At 69.2% G+C, this 21051-nt stretch carries 17 protein-coding genes and 1 pseudogene; 4 read left to right on the forward strand and 14 right to left on the reverse strand.

The window, feature by feature from the left end; genetic code table 11:
• Window positions 1–106 precede the first annotated feature (106 nt).
• From ACNS84_RS02185 to purM, 3 genes are all read left to right on the forward strand, one after another.
• Window positions 107–1876, forward strand: coding sequence for a TraB/GumN family protein (locus ACNS84_RS02185; RefSeq protein WP_435073208.1), 1770 nt, complete (start codon window positions 107–109; stop codon window positions 1874–1876).
• Window positions 1877–1901: 25 nt separating this feature from the next.
• The gene (locus ACNS84_RS02190) at window positions 1902–2570 is read left to right on the forward strand and encodes a metalloprotease (protein WP_435073209.1); all 669 of its coding nucleotides are present in this window, start codon (window positions 1902–1904) and stop codon (window positions 2568–2570) included.
• Window positions 2571–2652: 82 nt separating this feature from the next.
• Window positions 2653–3684, forward strand: coding sequence for a phosphoribosylformylglycinamidine cyclo-ligase (gene purM / locus ACNS84_RS02195; protein ID WP_435073210.1), 1032 nt, complete (start codon window positions 2653–2655; stop codon window positions 3682–3684).
• Window positions 3685–4013: 329 nt separating this feature from the next.
• Here the strand turns inward: purM and ACNS84_RS02200 are convergent, their stop codons facing one another.
• The 11 genes from ACNS84_RS02200 to btuC form a co-directional block, all read right to left on the reverse strand.
• Window positions 4014–4553, reverse strand: coding sequence for a CBS domain-containing protein (locus ACNS84_RS02200; RefSeq protein WP_435073211.1), 540 nt, complete (start codon window positions 4551–4553; stop codon window positions 4014–4016).
• Between the two features lie 41 nt (window positions 4554–4594).
• On the reverse strand, window positions 4595–4963 hold the full coding sequence (locus ACNS84_RS02205) for a DUF555 domain-containing protein (RefSeq protein WP_435073212.1): 369 nt from the start codon (window positions 4961–4963) through the stop codon (window positions 4595–4597).
• Window positions 4964–5042: 79 nt separating this feature from the next.
• Window positions 5043–6041: an isocitrate/isopropylmalate family dehydrogenase gene (locus ACNS84_RS02210; RefSeq protein WP_435073213.1), complete on the reverse strand. Its 999-nt coding sequence runs from the start codon at window positions 6039–6041 to the stop codon at window positions 5043–5045.
• Complete coding sequence (leuD, locus tag ACNS84_RS02215) at window positions 6038–6694, reverse strand: 3-isopropylmalate dehydratase small subunit (protein WP_435073214.1); 657 nt, start codon at window positions 6692–6694, stop codon at window positions 6038–6040. The genes ACNS84_RS02210 and leuD overlap by 4 nt, the downstream gene beginning before the upstream one ends.
• Complete coding sequence (gene leuC, locus ACNS84_RS02220; RefSeq protein ID WP_435073215.1) at window positions 6691–8112, reverse strand: 3-isopropylmalate dehydratase large subunit; 1422 nt, start codon at window positions 8110–8112, stop codon at window positions 6691–6693. The genes leuD and leuC overlap by 4 nt, the downstream gene beginning before the upstream one ends.
• A 70-nt stretch (window positions 8113–8182) precedes the next feature.
• The gene (gene ilvC / locus ACNS84_RS02225; RefSeq protein WP_435073216.1) at window positions 8183–9355 is read right to left on the reverse strand and encodes a ketol-acid reductoisomerase; all 1173 of its coding nucleotides are present in this window, start codon (window positions 9353–9355) and stop codon (window positions 8183–8185) included.
• The gene (gene ilvN / locus ACNS84_RS02230; protein ID WP_435073217.1) at window positions 9255–9941 is read right to left on the reverse strand and encodes an acetolactate synthase small subunit; all 687 of its coding nucleotides are present in this window, start codon (window positions 9939–9941) and stop codon (window positions 9255–9257) included. The genes ilvC and ilvN overlap by 101 nt, the downstream gene beginning before the upstream one ends.
• Window positions 9938–11749 carry a biosynthetic-type acetolactate synthase large subunit gene (gene ilvB, locus ACNS84_RS02235; RefSeq protein ID WP_435073218.1) on the reverse strand — a complete coding sequence of 604 codons (1812 nt, stop codon included), beginning with the start codon at window positions 11747–11749 and terminating at the stop codon, window positions 9938–9940. Before ilvB ends, ilvN begins: the two co-directional genes overlap by 4 nt.
• Window positions 11750–12104: 355 nt before the next feature.
• Window positions 12105–13298, reverse strand: a complete 1194-nt coding sequence (locus tag ACNS84_RS02240) for a LeuA family protein (protein WP_435073777.1) — start codon at window positions 13296–13298, stop codon at window positions 12105–12107.
• A 463-nt stretch (window positions 13299–13761) separates the two neighbouring features.
• Complete coding sequence (locus tag ACNS84_RS02245) at window positions 13762–15066, reverse strand: ATP-binding cassette domain-containing protein (protein ID WP_435073219.1); 1305 nt, start codon at window positions 15064–15066, stop codon at window positions 13762–13764.
• Entirely contained in the window at window positions 15063–16229 is a 1167-nt protein-coding gene (btuC, locus tag ACNS84_RS02250) for a vitamin B12 ABC transporter permease BtuC (protein WP_435073220.1), read from the reverse strand. Before btuC ends, ACNS84_RS02245 begins: the two co-directional genes overlap by 4 nt.
• 62 nt (window positions 16230–16291) lie before the next feature.
• Between btuC and ACNS84_RS02255 the strand changes: the two genes are divergently transcribed.
• A complete protein-coding gene (locus tag ACNS84_RS02255) occupies window positions 16292–17443 on the forward strand; it encodes a PGF-CTERM-anchored ABC transporter substrate-binding protein (RefSeq protein WP_435073221.1) in 1152 nt (383 codons plus the stop codon).
• Between the two features lie 22 nt (window positions 17444–17465).
• Here the strand turns inward: ACNS84_RS02255 and ACNS84_RS02260 are convergent, their stop codons facing one another.
• From ACNS84_RS02260 to ligA, 3 genes and pseudogenes are all read right to left on the reverse strand, one after another.
• On the reverse strand, window positions 17466–18200 hold the full coding sequence (locus tag ACNS84_RS02260) for an MBL fold metallo-hydrolase (protein WP_435073222.1): 735 nt from the start codon (window positions 18198–18200) through the stop codon (window positions 17466–17468).
• Window positions 18201–18235: 35 nt separating this feature from the next.
• Window positions 18236–19083: pseudogene (locus tag ACNS84_RS02265) on the reverse strand (hypothetical protein).
• Window positions 19084–19165: 82 nt separating this feature from the next.
• A complete protein-coding gene (gene ligA / locus ACNS84_RS02270) occupies window positions 19166–21016 on the reverse strand; it encodes an ATP-dependent DNA ligase LigA (protein WP_435073223.1) in 1851 nt (616 codons plus the stop codon).
• Window positions 21017–21051 lie beyond the last annotated feature (35 nt).

The following is a 21051-nucleotide window of genomic DNA, read 5'->3' on the forward strand; positions in this document are numbered from 1 at the left end:
TCGGTCGTCCACGCCGTGAGAATACAAATTTGTTGGATCGATAAGGGTCACCGCGGCCCATATCGACTCACAAACCCTAAACGCCGTGAGAGGGTACTGTCCGCCAATGACAGAGACGCCAGGGGGCTCCGACGGCGCGTCCGCACCTCCGACGGCGAGTGATCCTCCGTCGGCGTCAGGGACGGACGACGGTGCCGGGGACGAAGGCGGCTCGGTGACGGTCGTCGGGACCGCGCACGTTTCCGAGCACTCGGTCAACGAGGTGGAGGAGACGATCGAGGCGGAGCGTCCCGACGTCGTCGCGGTCGAACTCGACGAGGGGCGGTACCGCCAGCTTCAGGGCGAGACCCCGGAGGACCTCGACGCGGGTGACCTCCTGCGCGGGAACACCGTCTTCCAGTTCCTCGCGTACTGGATGCTCTCGTACGTCCAGACCCAACTCGGCGACCGCTTCGACATCGAACCGGGCGCGGACATGCGCGCGGCCATCGACGTCGCCGAGGGACTCGGCATCGACGTCGCCCTCGTCGATCGAGACATCCAGACGACGATTCAGCGGTTCTGGGCCCGAATGACGGTCACAGAGAAACTTCGCATGGTCGGTGGGCTCGCGTTCGGCGTCACCGACTCGCGGGTCGTCGGGGTCGTCGCGGGGCTGTTCGTCGGGATAGTCGCCGGTCCGGCGATCGGTCTGTTTGGGGGCTCCTTCGGCGTCACCGACGCGCTGCTGACGAGCGTGACCGGCGGCGTGCTCGCCGCCGTCGCCGTCGGACTCGCCGTCGACCAGATCGGGAAAGTCGCGCTCTCGCCTGACGGGCGGCTCTACGCCGCCGCGGTTCTCGGCGTGAGCGCCGGAATCACGGCCGCGGTGCTCGGTCTCCTCGACGGACTCGTCACGACGTATCTCGGCGGATTCACCGTGACGGCTATCGGTAGCCTCGGACTCGGTATCGCGCTCGGGCTGACCCTCGGCGTGGTCGTGTCGGCAGCGCTCGGGCTAGTCGGTCGCGGCGGAGAGCCGGACCACGGGGGTATCGAGTCGCTCGGCGTCGAGGAACTCACCGACACCGACGTGGTGACGATGATGATGGAGGAGTTCCGCCAGTTCTCGCCGGGCGGCGCCGAGGCGCTCATCGACGAGCGGGACGCGTTCATCGCCCACCGGCTCGTCGCCCTCCGGGAGGCCGGTCACGACGTCGTCGCCGTCGTCGGCGCGGGGCACCAAGCGGGGATCGAGCGGTATCTCGCGGCCCCGGAAACGCTGCCGCCGATGGAGAGTCTCGTCGGCCGCGAGCGCGGCGGCAGAGTCCCGTGGAAGAAGGCGATCGGGTACGCGATCACCGTCGGGTTCGTCGGCTTCTTCGTCCTGCTGGCGCTGGCCGGCGTCGAGAACGCGTTCCTCTTCCGCCTGTTCGGCGCGTGGTTCCTCATCAACGGCGTGTTCGCCTTCGGATTCGCGAAGGTCGCGGGCGCGCGGTGGTCCTCCGCGGGCGTCGGCGGCGCTGTCGCGTGGATGACCTCGATCAATCCGGTGCTCGCACCCGGCTGGTTCACTGGCTACGTCGAACTCCGGCACCTCACCGTGAACGTCGGCGATATCGGTACGCTCAACGAACTACTCTCCGACGAGACGCAGTCGCCGTCGGACCTCGTCTCGGCGATGCTCGACGTCCCCCTGTTCAAGCTCATCGTCATCGTCGCGATGACGAACATCGGGAGCATCGTCGCGAGCTTCCTGTTCGCCGTCTACGTGATCCCGGCGATGTTCGGCACGGAGGTCGGCGGCGTCGACGAGGTCGGCCGGCTGTTGATCGACGGCGCCAGTACAGGTGCGGAGCTGATCCGATCCGTCTTCACCGGCGGAGGTGCCGCATGACCCGACTCGCGCGAGGAGGGAGCAAATGAGTTTTGCCTTCCGCGGCCGCCGAATCGCCGGCCTCTACTTCAGCGGCACGGAGCTCCGTGACCTGCTCGTCGCGTGGCTCGCGCTCGGCGTCGCCTTCACGTTCTTCTTCGTCAACGGCACCGCCGGCTTCGGTCGGCTGGTCGCAGCGGGCGTTCTCCCGCCGCTGCTCGTCGGCCTGCTCACCGCGGGCGTCGCCTTTCTCCTCCACGAAATTGCGCACAAAGTCGTCGCGGTCCACTACGATCAGGTGGCCGAGTTCCGGGCCGACAACAGCATGCTGTTCCTGGCCATCATGAGCTCGCTACTCGGGTTCATCTTCGCTGCGCCCGGCGCGGTCCACCACCGCGGCCGGCTGACGCCGAAAGAGCACGGCCACATCGCGCTCGCCGGGCCGGTCGTCAACCTGCTCCTCACCGTGGTCTTCCTCCCGGTGCTCCTGCTCGGTCCCGTCGTCGGAAGTCCGGTTATCACCCTGATCGGCTCCCGCGGGATCGCGATCAACGTCTTCCTCGCCGCGTTCAACCTGATCCCGTACGGTCCGCTCGACGGGAAGACCGTGTTCGACTGGAGCAAGGCGGTGTGGGTCGTTTTCTTCGTCGTCTCCGTCCTGCTCACGGTTGGGCTCGTCTTCGTCGGCGGACTCGGCTTCGGCGGCCCGTTCTGAGGCAGGCGGCGGTCCGCCGCGCGGGTCCCGACTGCTTGGCGGGAACGGTGCGCTTTTGCTCCGCGGGCGTCCCTCGACACACATGACCGAGGGCGACGGCGGCGAGACGGACGGGGGCGACGAGGGAGAACCGAGCGCGGACGACGAACTCACCTACGCCGAGGCGGGGGTCGACATCGACGCGAGCGAGGCGGCGACCGCGGCGCTGATCGGCGCGGTCGGCGAGGCCGAGGGCGACTACGCCGGCCTCCTCGACATCGGTGACCGGTACCTCGCGCTCGCGACCGACGGCGTCGGGACGAAACTCCTCGTCGCCGAGGCGCTCGGCGACTACTCGACGGTCGGCATCGACTGCATCGCGATGAACGTCAACGACCTCGTCGCCGCCGGCGTCCGCCCCGTCGCCTTCGTCGACTACCTCGCGGTCGACGAGCCGGACGAGCGATTCGCGGAGCAGGTCGGTGACGGACTCGCCCGCGGGGCCGAACTCGCTGACATGGAACTCATCGGCGGCGAGACGGCGGTGATGCCGGACGTTATCTCGGGGCTCGACCTCGCGGGAACCTGCGCCGGGCTCGCCGCGAAGGGCGCCGTCTTCGACGGCACGGCGGAATCGGGCGACACCCTCGTCGGCTGGCGATCCTCGGGCATCCACTCCAACGGTCTCACGCTCGCCCGCGAGGCCGCCACTCGGGATCACGCGTACACCGACCCGTGCCCGTTCGAGGGGTACGAGACGGTCGGCGAGGCCCTCTTGGAGCCGACTCGGATCTACACGGGTCTGCTCGATCCCATGCGCGAACACGACGTGCACGGCGCGGCCCACGTCACCGGCGGTGGGTGGACGAACCTGACGCGGCTCGGCGACTACCGGTACGAGATCGAGGACGCCTTCGATCCTCAGCCCGTCTTCGAGTTCGTCCAGAGCGAGGGGAACGTCCCGGACGAGGAGATGTACCGCACGTTCAACATGGGCACCGGGTTCGTCGCGGCCCTCGACCCCGACGACGCCGAATCGCTGGCGGCCGCGACGGACGGCCGTGTCATCGGGCGAGTCGAGGAGAGCGAGGGTGACGCGGCGACGAGCGTCTCGATCCGCGGGCTGGAGCTGTAACGCGCCGGCGCGAACTACCGGCTATTTTCATCGATACGCGCGAGTGGCGGCTCGAGTTACTCGTGAACGCCACCTTCTGATCGCGAGGGACGTAGCGGCGGGTACTGAGCGAGCGACCCGAGTTGCTGGAGGCGGACGTCGCCGAGGGCAGCGACACGAGCGACGCGGTCGGTCCCGCGGACGAGGGGGCTGAGGCGAGCGAACCGGCGATGCCGACCAACTCGCCGCCATCGAGGACATCGAGGACGGCGCGGGCCGTGTGGAGATATGGGAGCGCCGGGAGCGCGAAGACGCGGGCCGTGATGGGACGGAGCGCGACGAGTGGCCCGCTACGACAGGTGTGCGGCGATGTCCGCCTCGGTGATGATCCCGACCGTCTCGCCGCCGTCGGTGACCATCACGGCCTTGTAGTGGTCCAGGAGGTTCCGAACCTCGTCGACGGTCGCACTGGGGGCGACCGTCGGGAACGACTCGCTCATCACTTCGCTGACCGGGTGATCGCCGACGTTCTCGCCCGCGTGGATCACGTCGCCCTGACTGATCGAGCCGACGGGCACGCCGCTCTGGAGCACCGGTAGCTGCGAGTACGCCTCCTCCTCCATCAGGTCGACCGCCTCGCGCACCGCGTCGTCGGGCGCGACGCTGATCACCGTCTCGTTCATCAGATCGGTCGCGCGAACGACCTCGCCCTCCGCCTCTTGGAGCGCGTTGACGATCCGCCGGAGCGTCGAGAGACGGGGGTCGACGTCACCGCCCTCGATCCGCGCGATCAGCGGCTGCGAGACGTCAGCCGCGTCGGCCAACTCGCTCTGGGTCAGTTCCAGCGTCGTCCGTCGCTCGCGGAGGTCCTGTGGCGTCGGGAGTTCCATACGCCAAATAACTCCGGGTTATTAGAAAAGGTTTCGGCGTCTCACTCGCCGTCGTCGTCTTCGTCGCCATCGGTTTCGATGATTTCGATGACTTCGAGCGGGACGTCCCGCAGCGCGCCGCCAATCTCGCTTTTCGCGATCCGCTCGGCGTGCTCCTCGCTGTCGGCGTTGAAGATGTCGATTTCCAAGAGGAGTCCGACGAGGGCCGTGTTGGCCGCGAGGAACGCGGCGTCGAACGGCTCGCCGCAGGCCGGACAGCCGGTGACGCCGGGTTCGACCTCGACGTACTGCTTGTCCGTCTCGTTGAGTCGCTTGCCGGCTTCGCTGACCGCGACGCCGATGGCGTCGTCGGTCTCCTTGACATCGCGGACCAACCAGGCGGCTTCCAAAGCGACTTCGTAATTGCTCATACTCGACCTGACGGGCCGCAGGGTTTCGTTTCTTGTGGTTTGCCCGTGGCCGTCGTGAGAGAGCGTGTCTCTCGGGGCGTTACAGCCGGTCGACGATCGCCGCGGTGACCTCGTCGGTCGTCGCGTCGCCGCCGAGGTCGCCGGTGCGGGGGCCGTCGGAGAGCACGCCCTCCACCGCGTCGCGCACGCGCTGGCCTTCCTCGACGTATCCGAGGTACTCCAACAGCATGGCGCCCGAGAGAACCGCCGCCGTCGGATTCGCGATCCCCTCGCCGGCGATATCGGGCGCGGTGCCGTGGACCGGCTCGAACAGCGCGTTCTCGTGACCGATGTTAGCCGACGGGAGCAGACCGAGCCCACCGACGAGCCCGGCCGCCAGGTCCGAGAGCACGTCGCCGGCGAGGTTCGGGCAGACGATCACGCCGTACTGGCTCGGATCGAGCGGGAGCTTCGTCGCGAACGCGTCCATCAGCTCCTCGTCGGCGTCGACGCCGTGCTCCGCGGCGACCGAGAGCACCTCGTCGCGGAACCGCCCGTCCGTCTCGCGCATCACGTTCGCCTTATGCGCGACGGTGAACCCGTCTTCGGGACCGCCTGCGGGACCCCGCCCGTCTTCGACGAACTCGCATGCGAACGCCGCCAGTTCGCGGGAGGCCGACGAGGTGACGACTCGCGTCAGCGTCGAGAGGTCGTCGGAGAGCCGGTTCTCGTGGCCCGAGTAGACGCCCTCGGTGTTCTCGCGCAGGAAGACGACGTCCGTCTCCGGACGGAGCGCGTCGACGCCGGGGTACGCCTTCGCGGGCCGCACGTTGACGAACGAGTCGACGGCGTCGCGCAGCGGGAGGATGACGTCGGCGGCGGTCTCGCCGGCCGCGCCGAACAGCGTCGCGTCCGCGTCGGCGGCGAGGTCGTACGTCTCCGCGGGCAGCGCCTCGCCGGTCGCCTCCTTCGTCGCGTCACCGGCGTCGGCCGAGACGAACTCGAAGTCGAGGTCGAACGCCTCCAACACTTCGACGGCCGCGGGCACGACCTCGCGGCCGATCCCGTCGCCCTCGATGACGACGACCGTTTGACTCACGCCTCGTCCCCCGGGATGTGCTCGGCCGGAACGTACGGCAGCGACCGAGCGGTCTCGCGGACCGCGCCCTCGTTCGCGCCCATCAGCGCCGTGGTGTCCCAGACGCCCTCGACGAGCGCCTTCCGCTGGGCGTCGTGGACCGTCGCGTCGACGACGGTGTCGCCGTACGTTATGGTCTCCGCGGCCACGTCGATGTCGACCTCGGCGTCCGGGTTGGCTTCGACGAAGTCCTGCAGCGCCTCGATGTCGGCCTGATCGGCCGTGACCGTGGGAATACCGAGCGCGAGGCAGTTACCCGCGAAGATCTCCGCGAACGACTCGCCGACGACCGCGTCGATACCCCAGCGCATCAGCGCCTGCGGGGCGTGTTCCCGCGACGAGCCGCAACCGAAGTTGGCGTTGGCGACCAGAATGCTCGCACCCTGGTACCGATCCTCGTTGAACGGGTGGTCCTTCTCGTTGTCGTCGTCGTCGAACCGCTGGTCGAAGAAGGCGAACTGACCCAACCCGTCGAAGGTGACCACCTTCATGAATCGGGCGGGGATGATCTGGTCGGTGTCGATGTCGTTGCCCCGGATCGGGATCCCGGAACCGGACACCTCCGTGACCTTCTCCGCCGGCGCCTCGCCGTCGCTGAACTCGGGAGAGCTCATACGGTCGCCACCTCCTCCATCTCGCGGACGTCAGTGACCTCGCCGGTCACCGCCGCGGCCGCGACCATGATCGGACTCATCAGGACGGTGCGCCCGTCCTTCGAGCCCTGCCGGCCGACGAAGTTCCGGTTCGAGGACGAGGCGCTCGCCTCGTCGCCAACCAGTTGGTCGTCGTTCATGCCGAGGCACATCGAACAGCCGGGTTCGCGCCAGTCGAAGCCGGCCTCGATGAATATCTCGTCGAGCCCCTCGGCTTCGGCAGCGTCGCGGACGCGCTGGCTGCCGGGGACGACCATCGCGCGCACGTCGTCGTCGACCTCGCGGCCCTCGACGAACGCCGCGGCCTCGCGAAGGTCTTTGAGCCGCGCGTTCGTGCACGATCCGAGGAACGCCACGTCGATGTTGTATCCCTCCATCGTGTCGCCCGGCTCGACCCGCATGTGTTTCTGTGCGCGGCGCGCCGTATCGCGGTCCTCTTCGGGGAGATCGTCGGGGTCCGGGATCGGTTCGGTGATCCCGGCCGTCTGTCCGGGCGTCGTCCCCCACGTGACCGTCGGCTCGATGGCGGACCCGTCGATGGTGACCACGTCGTCGTACTCGGCGTCGTCGTCGGTCCGGATCGACTCCCAGTAGGGTTTCAGCCGCTCGAACTTCTCGGGGTCGTCGGCGAAGGCGTCCGTCTCTCGCAGCCACTCGTAGGTGGTCTCGTCGGGGTTGACGTACCCCGCGCGAGCACCGCCTTCGATCGACATGTTACAGATGGACATCCGTCCCTCCATCCCCAGGTCCTCGATGGCCTCGCCGGCGTACTCGTACACGTAGCCGACGCCGCCGTCGGTCCCGAGCTTCCCGATGATGGTCAGGATGACGTCCTTCGCGGTGACCCCCTCACCGAGTTCGCCCGTGACTTCGATCCGACGGACCTTCTGCTTCTCCATCGCGACGCAGCCGGTCGCGAGTACGTCTCGGATCTGTGACGTCCCGATTCCGAACGCCAGCGCGCCGAACGCGCCGTGCGTCGACGTGTGCGAGTCGCCGCAGACGATGGTCATTCCCGGTTGGGTGAGCCCCTGCTCCGGCCCGATGACGTGGACGATACCCTGATTGCCGGAGTCGGGATCGGAGAAGTCGATGCCCGATCCACGGACGTTCTCCTCCAACTCCGCCATCATGTTCTCGGCTGCCTCGTCGCGGTAGGGCCGGTCGCGGTTCCCGGTCGGGACGATGTGGTCGACCGTCGCGTGCGTGCGCTTCGGGAACGCGACGCCCTGCTCGCGCTCTCTCAGCATACCGAACGCCTGCGGGCTGGTGACCTCGTGAACGAGGTGGAGCCCGACGAACAGTTGGTCCTGTCCTGTGGGCAGCCGCGTCACCTTGTGCCGGTCCCACACCTTGTCGTACAGGGTTCTCTCGCTCATCGGGATCCCCCCTCGCAGAGCGTGGACCGAGCGTGCTCGTGAGGCCGGTTCGCGTCGCCGCGGACGCCCATCAGGCCGTCACCTCGGCCGACTCCTCTTCGTCTTCCTCGTCGTCCTCCTGCCACGAGAACAGGCCGCGAAGCTCCTCGCCGACGGCCTCGATCTCGTGGTTCTTCTCGGCCGTCCGCAGCTGCGTGTAGGAGGGTCGTCCCGCCTGATTCTCCGCGATCCACTCGCGAGCGAACTGTCCGTTCTGGACCTTCTCGAGCACTTCTTCCATGTTCTCGCGGGCGTGCTCGTCGACGACGACGTCGCCCTGCGTGAGCCCGCCGTACTCGGCGGTGTCGGACACGGAGTCCCACATGCCGCCGAGCCCGTCCTCGTACATCAGGTCGACGATGAGCTTGAGTTCGTTGAGGCACTCGAAGTACGCCATCTCCGGGGAGTAGCCGGCGTCGACGAGGGTCTCGTACCCCTGCTTCACGAGGGACGTGACGCCGCCGCAGAGGACGGCCTGCTCGCCGAAGAGGTCCGTCTCCGTCTCCTCGCGGAACGACGTCTCGACGACGCCGGCGCGGGTGCAGCCGATGGCGGCCGCGTACGCGAGGCCCTCCTCGTGGGCGTCGCCGGTCGCGTCCTGATAGACGGCCAGCAGTCCGGGGGTCCCCTCGTCGTTCTCGTAGTTGCGGCGCACGAGGTGGCCGGGGGACTTCGGCGCGACCATCGTCACGTCGACGTCCTCGGGCGGCTGGATCTGGTTGTAGTGGATGTTGAACCCGTGAGCGAACTGGAGCGTGTCGCCCGCCTCCAGGTTCGGCTCGATGGCGTTCTCGTACACGTCCGGCTGGACTGTGTCGGGGACGAGGACGCTCACGATGTCGGCCTCGGCGACCGCATCCGCGGGGCTCGCGACCCGGAGCCCGTCGCTCTCGGCGGCGGCCCGCGAGGAACTGCTCTCGCGGAGGCCGACGACCACGTCGACCCCGCTGTCGGAGAGGTTCTGCGCGTGGGCGTGCCCCTGCGAACCGTAGCCGAGGACGGCCACGGTCTTGTGCGCGATCGCCTCCTCGTTCGCGTCGTCGTCGTAGTATACTGTCGAATCGAACGTCTGCGTGTCTTCTTCGGTCATGTGTCGTGTGTAGTTAGTCGTCGTGGGTGGTCGGTTCGCCGGCCGTTCCGGGTTTCTCTCCGGGCGCCGTCGGGGTGTCGCCGCGCGCGAGCGCGGTCTGCCCCGTCCGAGCAATCTCGAGGATGCCGAACTGACGGAACGCGTCGAGCGCGTCGTCGATCCGTTTCTCGCCGCCCGTCAGCTGGACGGTGATCGTCCGCGGCCCGGCGTCCAGCGTCCGTCCGTCGTACATCTCGGTAACGGCGTGGACCGCCGCGGGGTCGTCGGCCTCGACCTTCAGCAGGACGAGCTCCGCCGTCACTGCGTCGCCGGACACCTCGCCGACCGAGATAACCGGCTTCAGCTTCGCCATCTGCTTTTCGATCTGGTCGATACCGGGGTCCGTCTCCTCGACGACCATCGTGATCCGCGAGTGGCCCTCGACGGTCGTCGGCCCGACGGTGAGACTCTCGATGTTGAACTGGCGTCGAGAGACGAGTCCCGAGACGCGCGCGAGCACGCCCGGCTCGTCCTCGACGAGCGCCGAGATGACGGCGCGGCGCGACTCGTGTTCCGCCTCGACGACGGGATCGATCCGGATCCCTTCGAGGTTGCGGCGTCCCTCCGGGTGCGTTCGCTCCTCTGGGGCGGGCTGCTCGCTCGGCGCGGGCCGCGAGTCGGCCTCCGGCGCGCCACCGGATGCGGTGGAGTCGCCGCTCATAGCTGGTCCTCCGCGGTGGCGAACTTACCGTTCGCACCGCCGCTCGGCACCATCGGCAGGACGTTCTCCTCGGGGTCGACGTGGAAGTCAATCACGGCTGGCCCGTCGTACTCGAGGGCCTCCTCGACCGCGGGGGCGACCTCGTCGTAGTCGTCGACGCGGAGCCCGAGGGCGCCGAACGCCTCGGCGAGCTTGTCGAACTCGGGCATCCACGTGTAGTCGGAGGCCATGTGACGTCCCTCGTAGAAGGCGTCCTGCCACTGGCGCACCATGCCGATGTACTCGTTGTTGAGCACGGCGATGGTCAGGTCGAGGTCCTCGCGAACGGCCACGGACAGCTCCTGCATCGTCATCAGGAACGAGCCGTCGCCGTCGAAGCAGACGACGTCGCGGTCGGACTCGCCCATGTTGTTCGCAGCGACGCGCGCGCCGATCGCGGCGGGCACGCCGTATCCCATCGTCCCCAACCCGTGCGAGGAAACCCACGTCCGGGGCTCGGTGTAGGTCCAGAACTGTGAGGCCCACATCTGGTGTTGCCCGACGCCCGTCGTCACAATGGTGTCGTCGTCGGTCGCCTCGTCGAACGCCTCAACGACGAACTGCGGCTTCAACGGCTCGTCGTCTGGCGTCGTGTACGTGAGTGGGTACGTCTCCTTCCACCCGGCGCAGCGCTCGCGCCACGCTTCGGCGTCCGGCGCGTCTCGGATCGCCGCGGTCAGCTGGTCGAGAACGTGCTTGGCGTCGCCGATCAGCGGGTGGTCCGCGTGGACGTTCTTCGATATTTCGGCGGGGTCGATGTCGATGTGGACGACCTCGGCCTCCGGCGCGAACGTGTCGATGCCGCCGGTCAGCCGGTCGTCGAACCGGGTACCGACCGCGATCAGGCAGTCCGTGTGCGTGATAGCCATGTTCGCATAGCCGGTGCCGTGCATCCCGGCCCACGAGAGGCAGAGGTCGTCGTCCTCGGGGTACGACCCGATCCCGGGCATCGTCGTCGTCACCGGGATACCGTTCGTCCGCGCGAACGTCCGCGCGGCGTCGCTCGCCTCGGCCTTGATCACGCCACCGCCGAACAGACAGAGCGGGCGCTCCGCCGCCTCGATGGCCCGCGCGGCCGCCTCGACGTCGTCGGCGTCGGCGCTCGGATCGGGGTCGGTGCCGGCCGGCGCCGCTGCCGGACCGGGCGTCCGATCGGTCTCGTCCTGCGTGACGTCCTTCGGGAGGTCAACGAGCGTCGGCCCCGGACGGCCGACGCGCGACAGTTCGAACGCCTCGCCGACGGTGTCACCGACGGTATCGGCGCCGTTCGCGAAGTAGTTGTGCTTCGTGATCGGCCGCGTGACGCCGACGGTGTCCGTCTCTTGGAACGCGTCGTTGCCGACGAACTCGGTCGGCACCTGTCCGGTCAACGCGAGCATCGCGTCGGAGTCCATGTCGGCGTCGGCAATCCCGGTGACGAGGTTCGTCGCTCCGGGGCCGGACGTCGCCAGGCAGAGGCCCGGTTCCCCGGACACGACGCCGTACGCGTCAGCGGCGTGGGCGGCGCCCTGCTCGTGGGCCATGGTGATGTGGTCGATCGACGAACTGTACAGCGCGTCGTAGACGGGCATGATCGCCCCGCCCTGGACGCCGAAGGCGGTCTCCGCGCCGGCCGCTTCGAGGGCGGCGACGACCGACTCTGCGCCGGTCGAGACCGCTCTCGCGTCAGGCGCGTCGTCGGCGTCGGGGGCGCCGTCGTCGGCTCCCTCTGTCGGCTCCTCGGAGCCCTCGGGGTCGTCTTCTCGTGAGTGTGCTGCTGTGTCGCTCATTGTCGTGGTCGTGTTCGATGTGGTATCTCAGGCGCGTGGAAGTTCGGTCCGAACGTCGACACCGCGCGCGGACTGCGGCCCGCTTGTCGGCGTTCGTCGGTACGTCGAGTCGATGAGGAAGGGGTAATGTAGGGGCTCAGACCCCTACGATGATCGGCGCGACGGCTCCGTCGACGTCGGCAGTCGTCGATGCCGCAGGGTGCCGTCGCATCTCGGCCTGACCAACGGAACCGCGGTATAAATCCCTGTCGGGACGCCGATCCGATGAACCGGGTCGTAGCGAACCGGTTCGCGGGGGCGACTGCCGATTCGCACGGCGGCCGCTCGGCGGGCTTCCCGGCCAGGGGGGCGGCCATCAGACCCGAACCTCCTCCTCCCGGTCGATGTCGGCCTCCTCGGCGAATCGCTCGACGTCGCCGGCGGTCACCTGCCGCTTGCCGGCGCCGTACTCCTTGACGCGTTTGGTGAGGCGCCGGACCTCGCTGTCCGTCGGGTCGAACCCGGCCTCCACCAGGTGCTTGCGCACGCTGTGGGTGCCGGTGTGTTTCCCGAGCACGAACTCGCGTTCGGCTCCGACCATCTCCGGGGTCATCACGCCCGTCTCGAACGTGTCGGCGTTCTCGATGACGCCGGCGGCGTGGATGCCCGATTCGTGCGCGAACGCGTTCCGTCCGGTGATGGGTTTGTTCGCGGGCACGGGGATGTCCGAGGCCTCCTCGACGATCCGCGCCAGCTTGGTTATCTGGGTGGTGTCGATGCCGGTGTCGACGCCGTACACCGATTCCACGGCCATCACGACCTCTTCGTAGGCCGCGTTGCCTGCGCGTTCGCCGATCCCGTTGACCGACACCTGCGCCTGCTCCGCGCCGTTCTCGAATCCCATGATGGCGTTTGCCGCGGCCATCCCGAAGTCGTCGTGCGTGTGGACGTCGACGCGAGCGTCGGTCGACTCGACGACGGCCTTCACGGTCTTGCCGAAACTCGTCGGCATCGCCACGCCGCACGTGTCCGGAATGTTGATCCAGTCCGTGCCGGCGTCGCTGACCGCCTCGACGATCTCCGTCAGGTACTCCGGGTCCGTCCGGGTGGCGTCCATCGGCGAGAACATGCACTCGACGCCGGCGTCTTTCACCTGCTCGACGGCGTCGACCGCGCGTTCCTTCGCCTCCGCTCGGGTCGCGTGCATCGAATCCTCCAGCTGGACGTCGCTGGTGGAGACGAACACGTGGACCATCTCGACGCCGGAGTCTATCGCGGCGACGATGTCGCCCTCGACGACCCGCGCCAGTCCGCAGACGGTGGTGTCCGTCGCGGCGGCGATGTCGCTCACGGCCTCGAACTCCGCGTCCGAGTTCACCGGGAACCCCGCCTCGATGACGTGGGTGTTCATGTCGTCCAGCGTCGCCGCTATGCGGCGTTTCTCGTCGTAGCTGAACGACGTCCGTGGTGACTGTTCACCGTCTCGTAACGTCGTGTCGAAGATCCGTACAGGACCGATTTCGATGTTAGAAGCTATCGTGCCCTGGAAGAACTCGATCCGCCGGGGTATCCGACGAAGCCTCCGTGATGTCTGTCATCGATTGTCGACAGTACGGTGGAGAACTTAACGCTTGTGCCGAAAGCAAAAACGCCGCTCCGGCGACAGGTTCAGATGGACCCGCGATCGCGCGAGACCGCACGACACCAACGCCATACCAACTCATTATACACCTTATATTTTCGCCGGCGCAGACGAGAGCTGTCGTTTCGGAACCCGAGTAATAAGGGGAATCGACGTTCGTTTCGTTCCGGCCGCGGTCACGCGCGCCGAGGTCGTTGCGGTCGACGTCCGGCGGAAGCTCGACCGCGTCGTCGCCCTCGGACCGGCCCTGCAGTCCGGAGAACACGCGGGGCAGCGTCGACGTGTCGCAACCCCGAGAGACCGACCACCGCGACGAACTCCCCGTCGGCAACCGGGAGGTCGACGCCGCCGAGCGTGACCCTCCCGTGTCCGGTACTGGACTCGGTTGCTGTCACGTGTCACGCGGTCGTCTCGGGTCGGCGTCGGTGTCGGTGTCGGCGTCGGAAACCGCGTCGAACAGGGAGTCGTCGTCGACGTCGGCGTCGACCTCGATCACGCGGTCGGCGGCCGCGAGGACCGCCGTGTTGGGGTTGACTCGGTCGACGCTGCCGCGATCGGTGGCGGTGGCATCGCCGACGGCGACCGCGGCGTCGGCGTCGCGCGAGAGCGCCACCGCGGCCTCGCGAACTTCCGGGTCGACCGGCTCGAACGCAGGGGCGGCGACGACCGCGGCGTCGGCGTCGCGGGCGGTTTCGGCGGCGGCGTCGCCCCCGGTGACCACTCCGACTGAGAGGTCGTGGCCCGCAGCCGCGAGGCGGGCGACGACCCGTGCGGTCTCGCGCCCCGTCCCGACGATGTGAAGGCGTCGGGGGTCGACGCGCCGCACCTCGGAGCCGTCGTCCACGCCGACGGCGTCGAACGCGGTCACCGCGGGAGTTCCGGTCGCGGGGTTCCGCCCGACGAACGCCTCGGCGTCGAACGCCGTGCGCAGCGTGTCCGCGGTCAACACCTCCGCGGGCGGACCGGTCGCGCTGACGCCGCCGTTCGCGAGGACGACGATCCGGTCGCAGTACCGGGCCGCCATGTCGAGGTCGTGGATCGCCGCGAGCGCGCCGTGACCGTCCTCGGTGAGGTCGCGGACGAGTTCGAGGGTACGCACGGCGTGGTTCGCGTCGAGGCTCGCCGTCGGCTCGTCGAGCAGCAGCGCCGGGGTCTCCTGCGCCAACGCCCGCGCGAGTAACACTCGTTGCCGTTCTCCGCCCGAAACCTCTGTGATCGACCGATCGGCGAAGCGCGCGACGCCCGCCGCCGCCATCGCCTCGCGGACCGCCCGGTCATCGTCGGAGCCGTGGCCGTCGAACCGGCCGAGGTGCGGAGTCCGTCCCATCTCCACCACGTGGCGCACCCGGAAGTCGAACGCGAGCCCCGTCTCCTGGGGGATGCTGGCGACACGTCGACCGGCCTCGCGCGCAGTAAGGTCGCACGCCCGGTCGCCCCCGAGCCGGACCGCTCCCGCGTCGGGCGCGAGAGTTCCCTTGATTGCGCGGAGCACCGTCGTCTTCCCGGCACCGTTTGGGCCGACGAGTCCGACACACTCGCCGCGCTCGACGCGGAGGTCGACGCCGGAGACGACCGACACATCGCCGAACGACACCGCCAGATCGGTGACCTCGATGAGCGGCTCGTCGGCGTGTGGAGCGTCACCACCGTCGGCATCCTCGCTCCCGCCTCCCTCCGCGGTCGAGTCGGTGCTCACAGCTCGTGCACCTCACGGTTCGAGAGCAGGTAGACGAAGAAGGGCGCGCCGACCGCAGCGGTGACGATACCGACCGGGAGCTCCGTGCTCCCGGCGCGGGCAAACGTGTCGGCGGCGACGAGGAACGACCCGCCCGCGAGCGCCGCGGTCGGCAGTAGCACCCGGTGGTCGGGACCGACGACCAGCCGGAGCATGTGGGGGACGATCAGCCCCACGAAGCCGATGACGCCGGCGAAGGCGACGCCCGCGGCCGTGATCAGCGCGGAGGCACCGAGCAGGATCCGCTTGGTCCGCTCGACCGCGATCCCCAGTCCGCGCGCCTCCTCCTCGCCCAACAGGAGGACGTTGAGGTCGCGTGCGTACACGAGAAGGATCAGGAACAACGGGGGCACCAGGACCGCCGTCGCCGCGACCTCGCTCCACGAGGCCCCGGAGAGGTGACCCATCAGCCACGCCACAATCCGCCGGAGCGACTCGCCGGCCTGCAGTTGGAGGTACGAGATGACCGCGCCGAGGAACGTCTGGACCGCGACCCCCGCGAGCAGCAGCGTTGCGACCGGCGTCCGGCCGTGTCGCGTCGCGATCGCATACACGCCGAACGCGGCCGCGAGCGCGCCGACGAACGCAAAGAGGCTGACGCCAGCGCTGTGCGAGAGTCCGATGTCGATCGCGCCGATCAGGGGGAGGGTCACCGTCGCTGACAGGGCCACGGGGAAGACGATGAAGGCGACGGCCCCGACCGCCGCACCGGAAGAGACGCCGATGATCGACGGGTCGGCCATCGGGTTCCGGAAGAATCCCTGCATGACGGTGCCCGCGGCCGCAAGTGCGAAGCCGACCAGCGCGGCCATCAGGATGCGGGGGAGCCGGACGCCGACGACGATCTGCGCGTGGACGTCGTCGACCGGATACGAGAACGGCGAGGCGTACGTGAGGTCGACCCCGGGCAGGGTCAGGGGCCTCACGCCGGGGAGTCGAAGGGTGCCGACCGTCGCGGTCGTCGTCTCGACGCCGGCCGGCACGCTCACCGCGTTCAACACCGCCTTCACGACCTCTGCGGGAGGGATTCTGACGGGGCCGATCGCGGCGCTTACCACGACCGCGACGACGAGCGCGACCGCTAATCCCGCCGACCAGCCGGACGCTCGCGTCCAGGCATTCATTCGTTCTCCAACAAAACTTGTAGTAGGTAAATACTTATTGGACGAGCCGCGTCGTCGATCCGATGCGAACCAGGTACGCCATCGCAATGGCCCTGCTCGTGACGACCGCCTTCGTGGGCGGCGTCGCGGGTCCGGCCGCGGGTGCACAGCCGACGACGGAGTCGCCGACACTCGAGACACCGAACGCCGGACCGAGCGTCCACCAGACGGACGATACGTGCGGGTTCCCACTGGAGATCACGGACGCGACGGGGACGACGATCACGCTCGACGAGGCGCCCGAGCGGATCACGACGACGAACCCGTCGGCCGCCCAGACGCTCTGGGAGCTCGGCGAGCAGGATCGAGTCGTCGGCGTGACGCAGTACGCCGCGTACCTCGACGGGGCGAGCGAGCGCGAGAACGTCTCATCGGAAGGGCTCGGCGTCAGCATCGAGCGCGTCGTGGCGACCGAGCCGGATCTCGTGCTCGCACCGAACGCGTCCGCGGGTCAGGTCGGTGCGCTCCGCGAGCAGGGGCTCACCGTCTACCACTTCGCCGAGGCGACCTCCATCGAGGACATCGCTGAGAAGACCGAGGTCACGGGTCGGCTCGTTGGCAACTGCGAGGCCGCCGCCGAGACGAACGCGGAGATGAACCAGGCCGTCGCCGACGCCGAGAACCGGACCGCCGACTTCGACCGGCCGGACGCGCTGTACCCGCTCGGCAGCGGCTTCGTCGCCGCGAACAACACGTTCATCAACTCGATCATGGAGGCCGGCGGCGTGAACAACGTCGCGGCCGCCGAGGGCGACGGCTACCCGCAGCTCTCGAACGAGGTGATCCTTCAGACCGACCCCGAACTGATCCTCGTGAACACGCCTGACGCAGCGATCTTAGCCGAGGAACCGTACGCCAGCACCACCGCCGGCATCGAGGGGAACTACGTCGTCATGAACGTGAACTACCTCAACCAGCCGGCCCCGCGCAGCGTGATCGAGTCGACGACCACGCTCTCGACCGCGGTCGCGGAGCTCCAGACCGAGGACGACGGCGCGACTGACGAGGAGAACGGGAGCGCCGACGGGGAGAGCGATACCGACGACGCCGACGGGTCGGCGGCGGACGGGAGCGACGGCGAGGACGCGAACACCGGCGACGAGGCACCCGGCTTCGGCGTCGTCACCGCGCTGATCGCCGCGATCGCCGCCGCGCTGATCGCCCGGCGGCCCTGAGACGAAATCCGAGAGTCGGCGCTCACTGATTCGCCGACCGCGCGTCGAGCGCGACGGGGATCGATCGGGCGGCGACGTCGCCCGCGAACGCTTCCCCGTCCGCTTCCAGCTTTTCGAAGGTGTCGTAGTGGATCGGAACCACGAGATCCGGGTCCATCCGGTCGGCGAGGGCCGCGCTCTCGTGACGGTCGGAGACGATGCCGCCGCCGCCGATATTCGCGAGGAAAATCGAGACATCGAGCTCCGCGAACGCATCGAGCGCGTCGGAGTCGCCCGGCCAGAACACGGTGCGGTCGCCGAGGCCGAGTAGGAACCCGCAGCCGAGCCCGGGCGGGTGCGTCACCGAGCCGTCGGGACCGGCGTTGGGGCCCTCGGGGTCGTTGTGTGCGGCGACGGACCACACCGTCACCGCTCCCGCGGGCGTGTCGACGTCGACACGCGCCTCGTCGTCGACGCGGATCACGTCGTAGTCGTCGGCGAGCGAGTCGATCGATTCCACGTCGCGACTGATTTTCGCGGGGTCGACCGCGTCGTAGATCACCAGCGTCGCGTCTTCCCTCGCGACCGAGCGAATTCCGTCCGGGTCGTAGTGATGATCGTGAGTGACGACGACGAGGTCGCCGTCGCGCGCCCAGTAGTCGTCGAGGACGCCGTATCGCCCCGGATCGGTGTAGGCGACCGGACCATCCTCGGGCGCGAGGCGCGCCGTCGCGTAGCCGAGCCACTCCACCGTGAATTCGTCGTAGCGGACTGTCATGCGTCACGGTCCGGTCGCGGGCGTCTTGAGGATGGCTATGCCGGGTCAATCGCGTCGACCCGAATCAGGTCCCAGGCGTCGTCGAGGTCGGCCGTTCCTGCTTCGTTGCCGGAGTCCCGGTCGGGCGCGAACGCCGGCCCGAGGATGTGTTCCGGGACGATGGGCATGGGAATCGGCACGTACCCCGCGGCCCGCATCGGCGCGAAGCCGCTGACGCTCTCGACGATTGCGCCGTCGGCGCCGCGCCGCACCCGAAATCGCTTGTCGTTCGGGTGGCGGCTGTACGCGTACGGGAACGCCTCTGCCGGCGGTTCGCGGAGGCTCTCGACCCCCGCGAGCACCGCGACAGCGTGGCCGTCGACCTCACAGACCAGTCGCGGGACGACCGGGCGGTTCGCCTCGTCGACGGCGGCGGCGTCGATCCCTGGCCCCGCGGGAACCGGCCCGACCGGCGTGTCGGTCTCGCGCCATGCGAACGTCGGCTCTCCGAGCCCCTCGTACCGGACGCAGGCGTAGCCGCCGCCGGCGACCGGTATTCGATCGGGGCCCGCGTGGAACGTCCGGCGGCCGTCGCGCTCGTCGACGAGCAACGGCGGGTCCGAGAGAAGCGACCGAACCGTCGCGGCGACCTCGGGGTCGTCGACGACGAAGTAGGCGCGGCGGTCGCGGTCAAGCGCGTGCGCGAGGCGATCACCGTCGCCGTCGCGTCGTCCGGCGTGAGCGGTTCGACCGCGAGCGCCACGCCGTCGCCCGGTCGGGTCGCCACCGCCGGGGGTTCGGCCCGAGTCTCGGGGTGTGCGACCTCGTATCCCTCGTCGGCGAGACGGGCCGCGGCCGCGTCCGTCAGCCGTCGTCGCGTCGCGTCGCCGAGCGGGCCTGGCATGGAAGCCTATACGATCCGGAAGGTGAAGCGGGTTTCGCGTAGCGGGGGCGGTCGAGCGCCGGCGCGGACGGTACTTAAATGGCTACGCCGAGTCGCCGGCGAGTCGTGCGATCCGTTCCAGCGAGTCCGCGTCCGCGACCGACTTGTCCTCGCGGACGCCGACGAACCGGGGGAACCGCAGCGCGTAGCCCGAGGAGTAGGTCGGCGACGTCTGAATCTCCTCGTAGCCCACCTCGACGACGACCTCTGGGCGAATCGAGAGTTCGGTACCCGACTCGCCCACGACGTGCGGTTCGAGGCGCTCGGTGAGGTCGGCGAGCGCCTCGTCGGTGAGGCCCGTTGCGACCTTTCCGACGGTGGCGAACCCGCCGTCTCCCGTCCCGCCGTCCGCCGCGTCCGGCCCCGTCCGTACCCCGAGCAGAAACGTCCCGAACAGGTCCGCGCGGCGCCCCTCGCCCCACTCCGCCCCCACGACGACCGCGTCGAGGGTCTCCACGTCGGGCTTGCGCTTCAGCCACTCTTGCCCCCGGTCACCGGGGGTGTAGGCCGCGTCCGGGTCCTTCAGCATGACTCCCTCGTGGCCCGCGTCGAGCGCGGCCGCCTCCGCCGCCGCTATCGCCTCCGCGTCGTTCGCGAACTCCAACGTCGCCGCCGCGTCGGGGAACACCTCGACGAGGTGGGTGTGACGCACCCGGAGCGGTTCGTCGAGCAGGTCGACCCCGTCGGCGTGGAGGCAGTCGAAGGCGTGGAGTCGGAGCGACACCTCCTCGCGCATTCGCCCGACGTCGTGTTTTCGGCGGAACCGCCGCAACACCTCCTGGAACGGGAGCGGGTCGCCGGCGTCGTCGACCGCCACGACCTCGCCGTCGAGGATGACCGGCACGTCGACTCGGGCCGCGACGTGCTCTACGATCTCCGGGAGCGCATCGGTCACGTCGTCCATGTTCCGGGAGTAGAGTTTCGGGCCGAGTCCGTCGACCGCGTCGGTCTCTGCGCCGTCGCCGTCGTCCCCCTCTCCCGGCACGTAGTGAACCTGCACCCGAGCCCCGTCGAACTTCGTCTCGACGGCGACCTCGCCGAACGCCTCGACCGCGTCGGTCGCGGTGCCCGCCTGCGCGAGCATCGCCTGTACGGGGCGCCCGACGACGAGTCCCTCCTTCCGGAGGCCGGCGATTCCCTCGTCACGCGAGAGGGCCGCGACGCGGCCGTAGTCGTTCGTCACCTGCAGCGCGCGCTCGACGGCCCCGACCGCCTCGTCGTCGGCGCGCCGTGTCGGCTCCTCGTCGTCGCTCTCGGCGGACTCGGACTCCGGGTCCGTCAGGAACGCCTCGGCAATCGCATCCCGGACGGTCCCCTCGCCGACGCCGATCCGCATCTCGCCGAGGACCAATCGAGCGAGGAACTTCGCCTCGGCGGGGTCACACCGATTGAAAAGGCCGAACAGCGAGTCGAGTTTTCGGGACTCGCTGCCGTCGCCCGACGCGGCCGCCAGCTCTCGCAGCGACGCGTCGAGCCCGGCGACGGTGAGCGCGTCGCGTCCCTCGCCGAAGGCAGCGAGGCCGCGCTGGCCGCCGAAGTCGAAGCCGGCGGCGACCGCGCCGATCTCGCCCGCCGACGCGAGCCGGTCCTCGACGTCGGCGGCGGTCACGTTCGGGCCCGCTGCGCGGGCGATCGCTTCCCGGCACAGCGCCGGGCCGATATCGAGCGTTCGGGTGTCGTGCGCCGGGAAGACGCGGCCGAGCAGGAACCGGGTGACCGTCGCGAGGTCGTCGGCGTCGTCCCCTTCGGTAGCGTCGTCGCGGTCGGCGGCGTCGTTCGACCCGCCTCGACTCCCGGCCGCTTCGAGCAGGTCGGCGACCGCGAGCGTCGTCCCGATGTCGCCCGGCTCGGCCGCGAGTTGCTCGGCCCGCGCGGCGAACGTGGCGAACTCCATATGCGACCTCGGCGATCGGCGGGCAAAAACGCCCC

Origin of the sequence: Halorubrum wangae (assembly GCF_051194135.1) — an archaeon.
Lineage (GTDB): Archaea > Halobacteriota > Halobacteria > Halobacteriales > Haloferacaceae > Halorubrum.

Bases quoted from the DNA above. Each gene is read 5' to 3' on its own strand.
- leuC (WP_435073215.1), bottom strand. From the start codon at position 8,112: ATGAGCGAGAGAACCCTGTACGACAAGGTGTGGGACCGGCACAAGGTG.
- ACNS84_RS02185 (WP_435073208.1), top strand. From the start codon at position 107: ATGACAGAGACGCCAGGGGGCTCCGACGGCGCGTCCGCACCTCCGACG.
- ACNS84_RS02255 (WP_435073221.1), top strand. From the start codon at position 16,292: ATGCGAACCAGGTACGCCATCGCAATGGCCCTGCTCGTGACGACCGCC.
- ilvN (WP_435073217.1), bottom strand. From the start codon at position 9,941: ATGAGCGGCGACTCCACCGCATCCGGTGGCGCGCCGGAGGCCGACTCG.
- ligA (WP_435073223.1), bottom strand. From the start codon at position 21,016: ATGGAGTTCGCCACGTTCGCCGCGCGGGCCGAGCAACTCGCGGCCGAG.
- ACNS84_RS02190 (WP_435073209.1), top strand. From the start codon at position 1,902: ATGAGTTTTGCCTTCCGCGGCCGCCGAATCGCCGGCCTCTACTTCAGC.
- ACNS84_RS02200 (WP_435073211.1), bottom strand. From the start codon at position 4,553: ATGGAACTCCCGACGCCACAGGACCTCCGCGAGCGACGGACGACGCTG.
- ilvB (WP_435073218.1), bottom strand. From the start codon at position 11,749: ATGAGCGACACAGCAGCACACTCACGAGAAGACGACCCCGAGGGCTCC.
- purM (WP_435073210.1), top strand. From the start codon at position 2,653: ATGACCGAGGGCGACGGCGGCGAGACGGACGGGGGCGACGAGGGAGAA.
- ACNS84_RS02205 (WP_435073212.1), bottom strand. From the start codon at position 4,963: ATGAGCAATTACGAAGTCGCTTTGGAAGCCGCCTGGTTGGTCCGCGAT.
- leuD (WP_435073214.1), bottom strand. From the start codon at position 6,694: ATGAGCTCTCCCGAGTTCAGCGACGGCGAGGCGCCGGCGGAGAAGGTC.
- btuC (WP_435073220.1), bottom strand. From the start codon at position 16,229: ATGAATGCCTGGACGCGAGCGTCCGGCTGGTCGGCGGGATTAGCGGTC.
- ACNS84_RS02260 (WP_435073222.1), bottom strand. From the start codon at position 18,200: ATGACAGTCCGCTACGACGAATTCACGGTGGAGTGGCTCGGCTACGCG.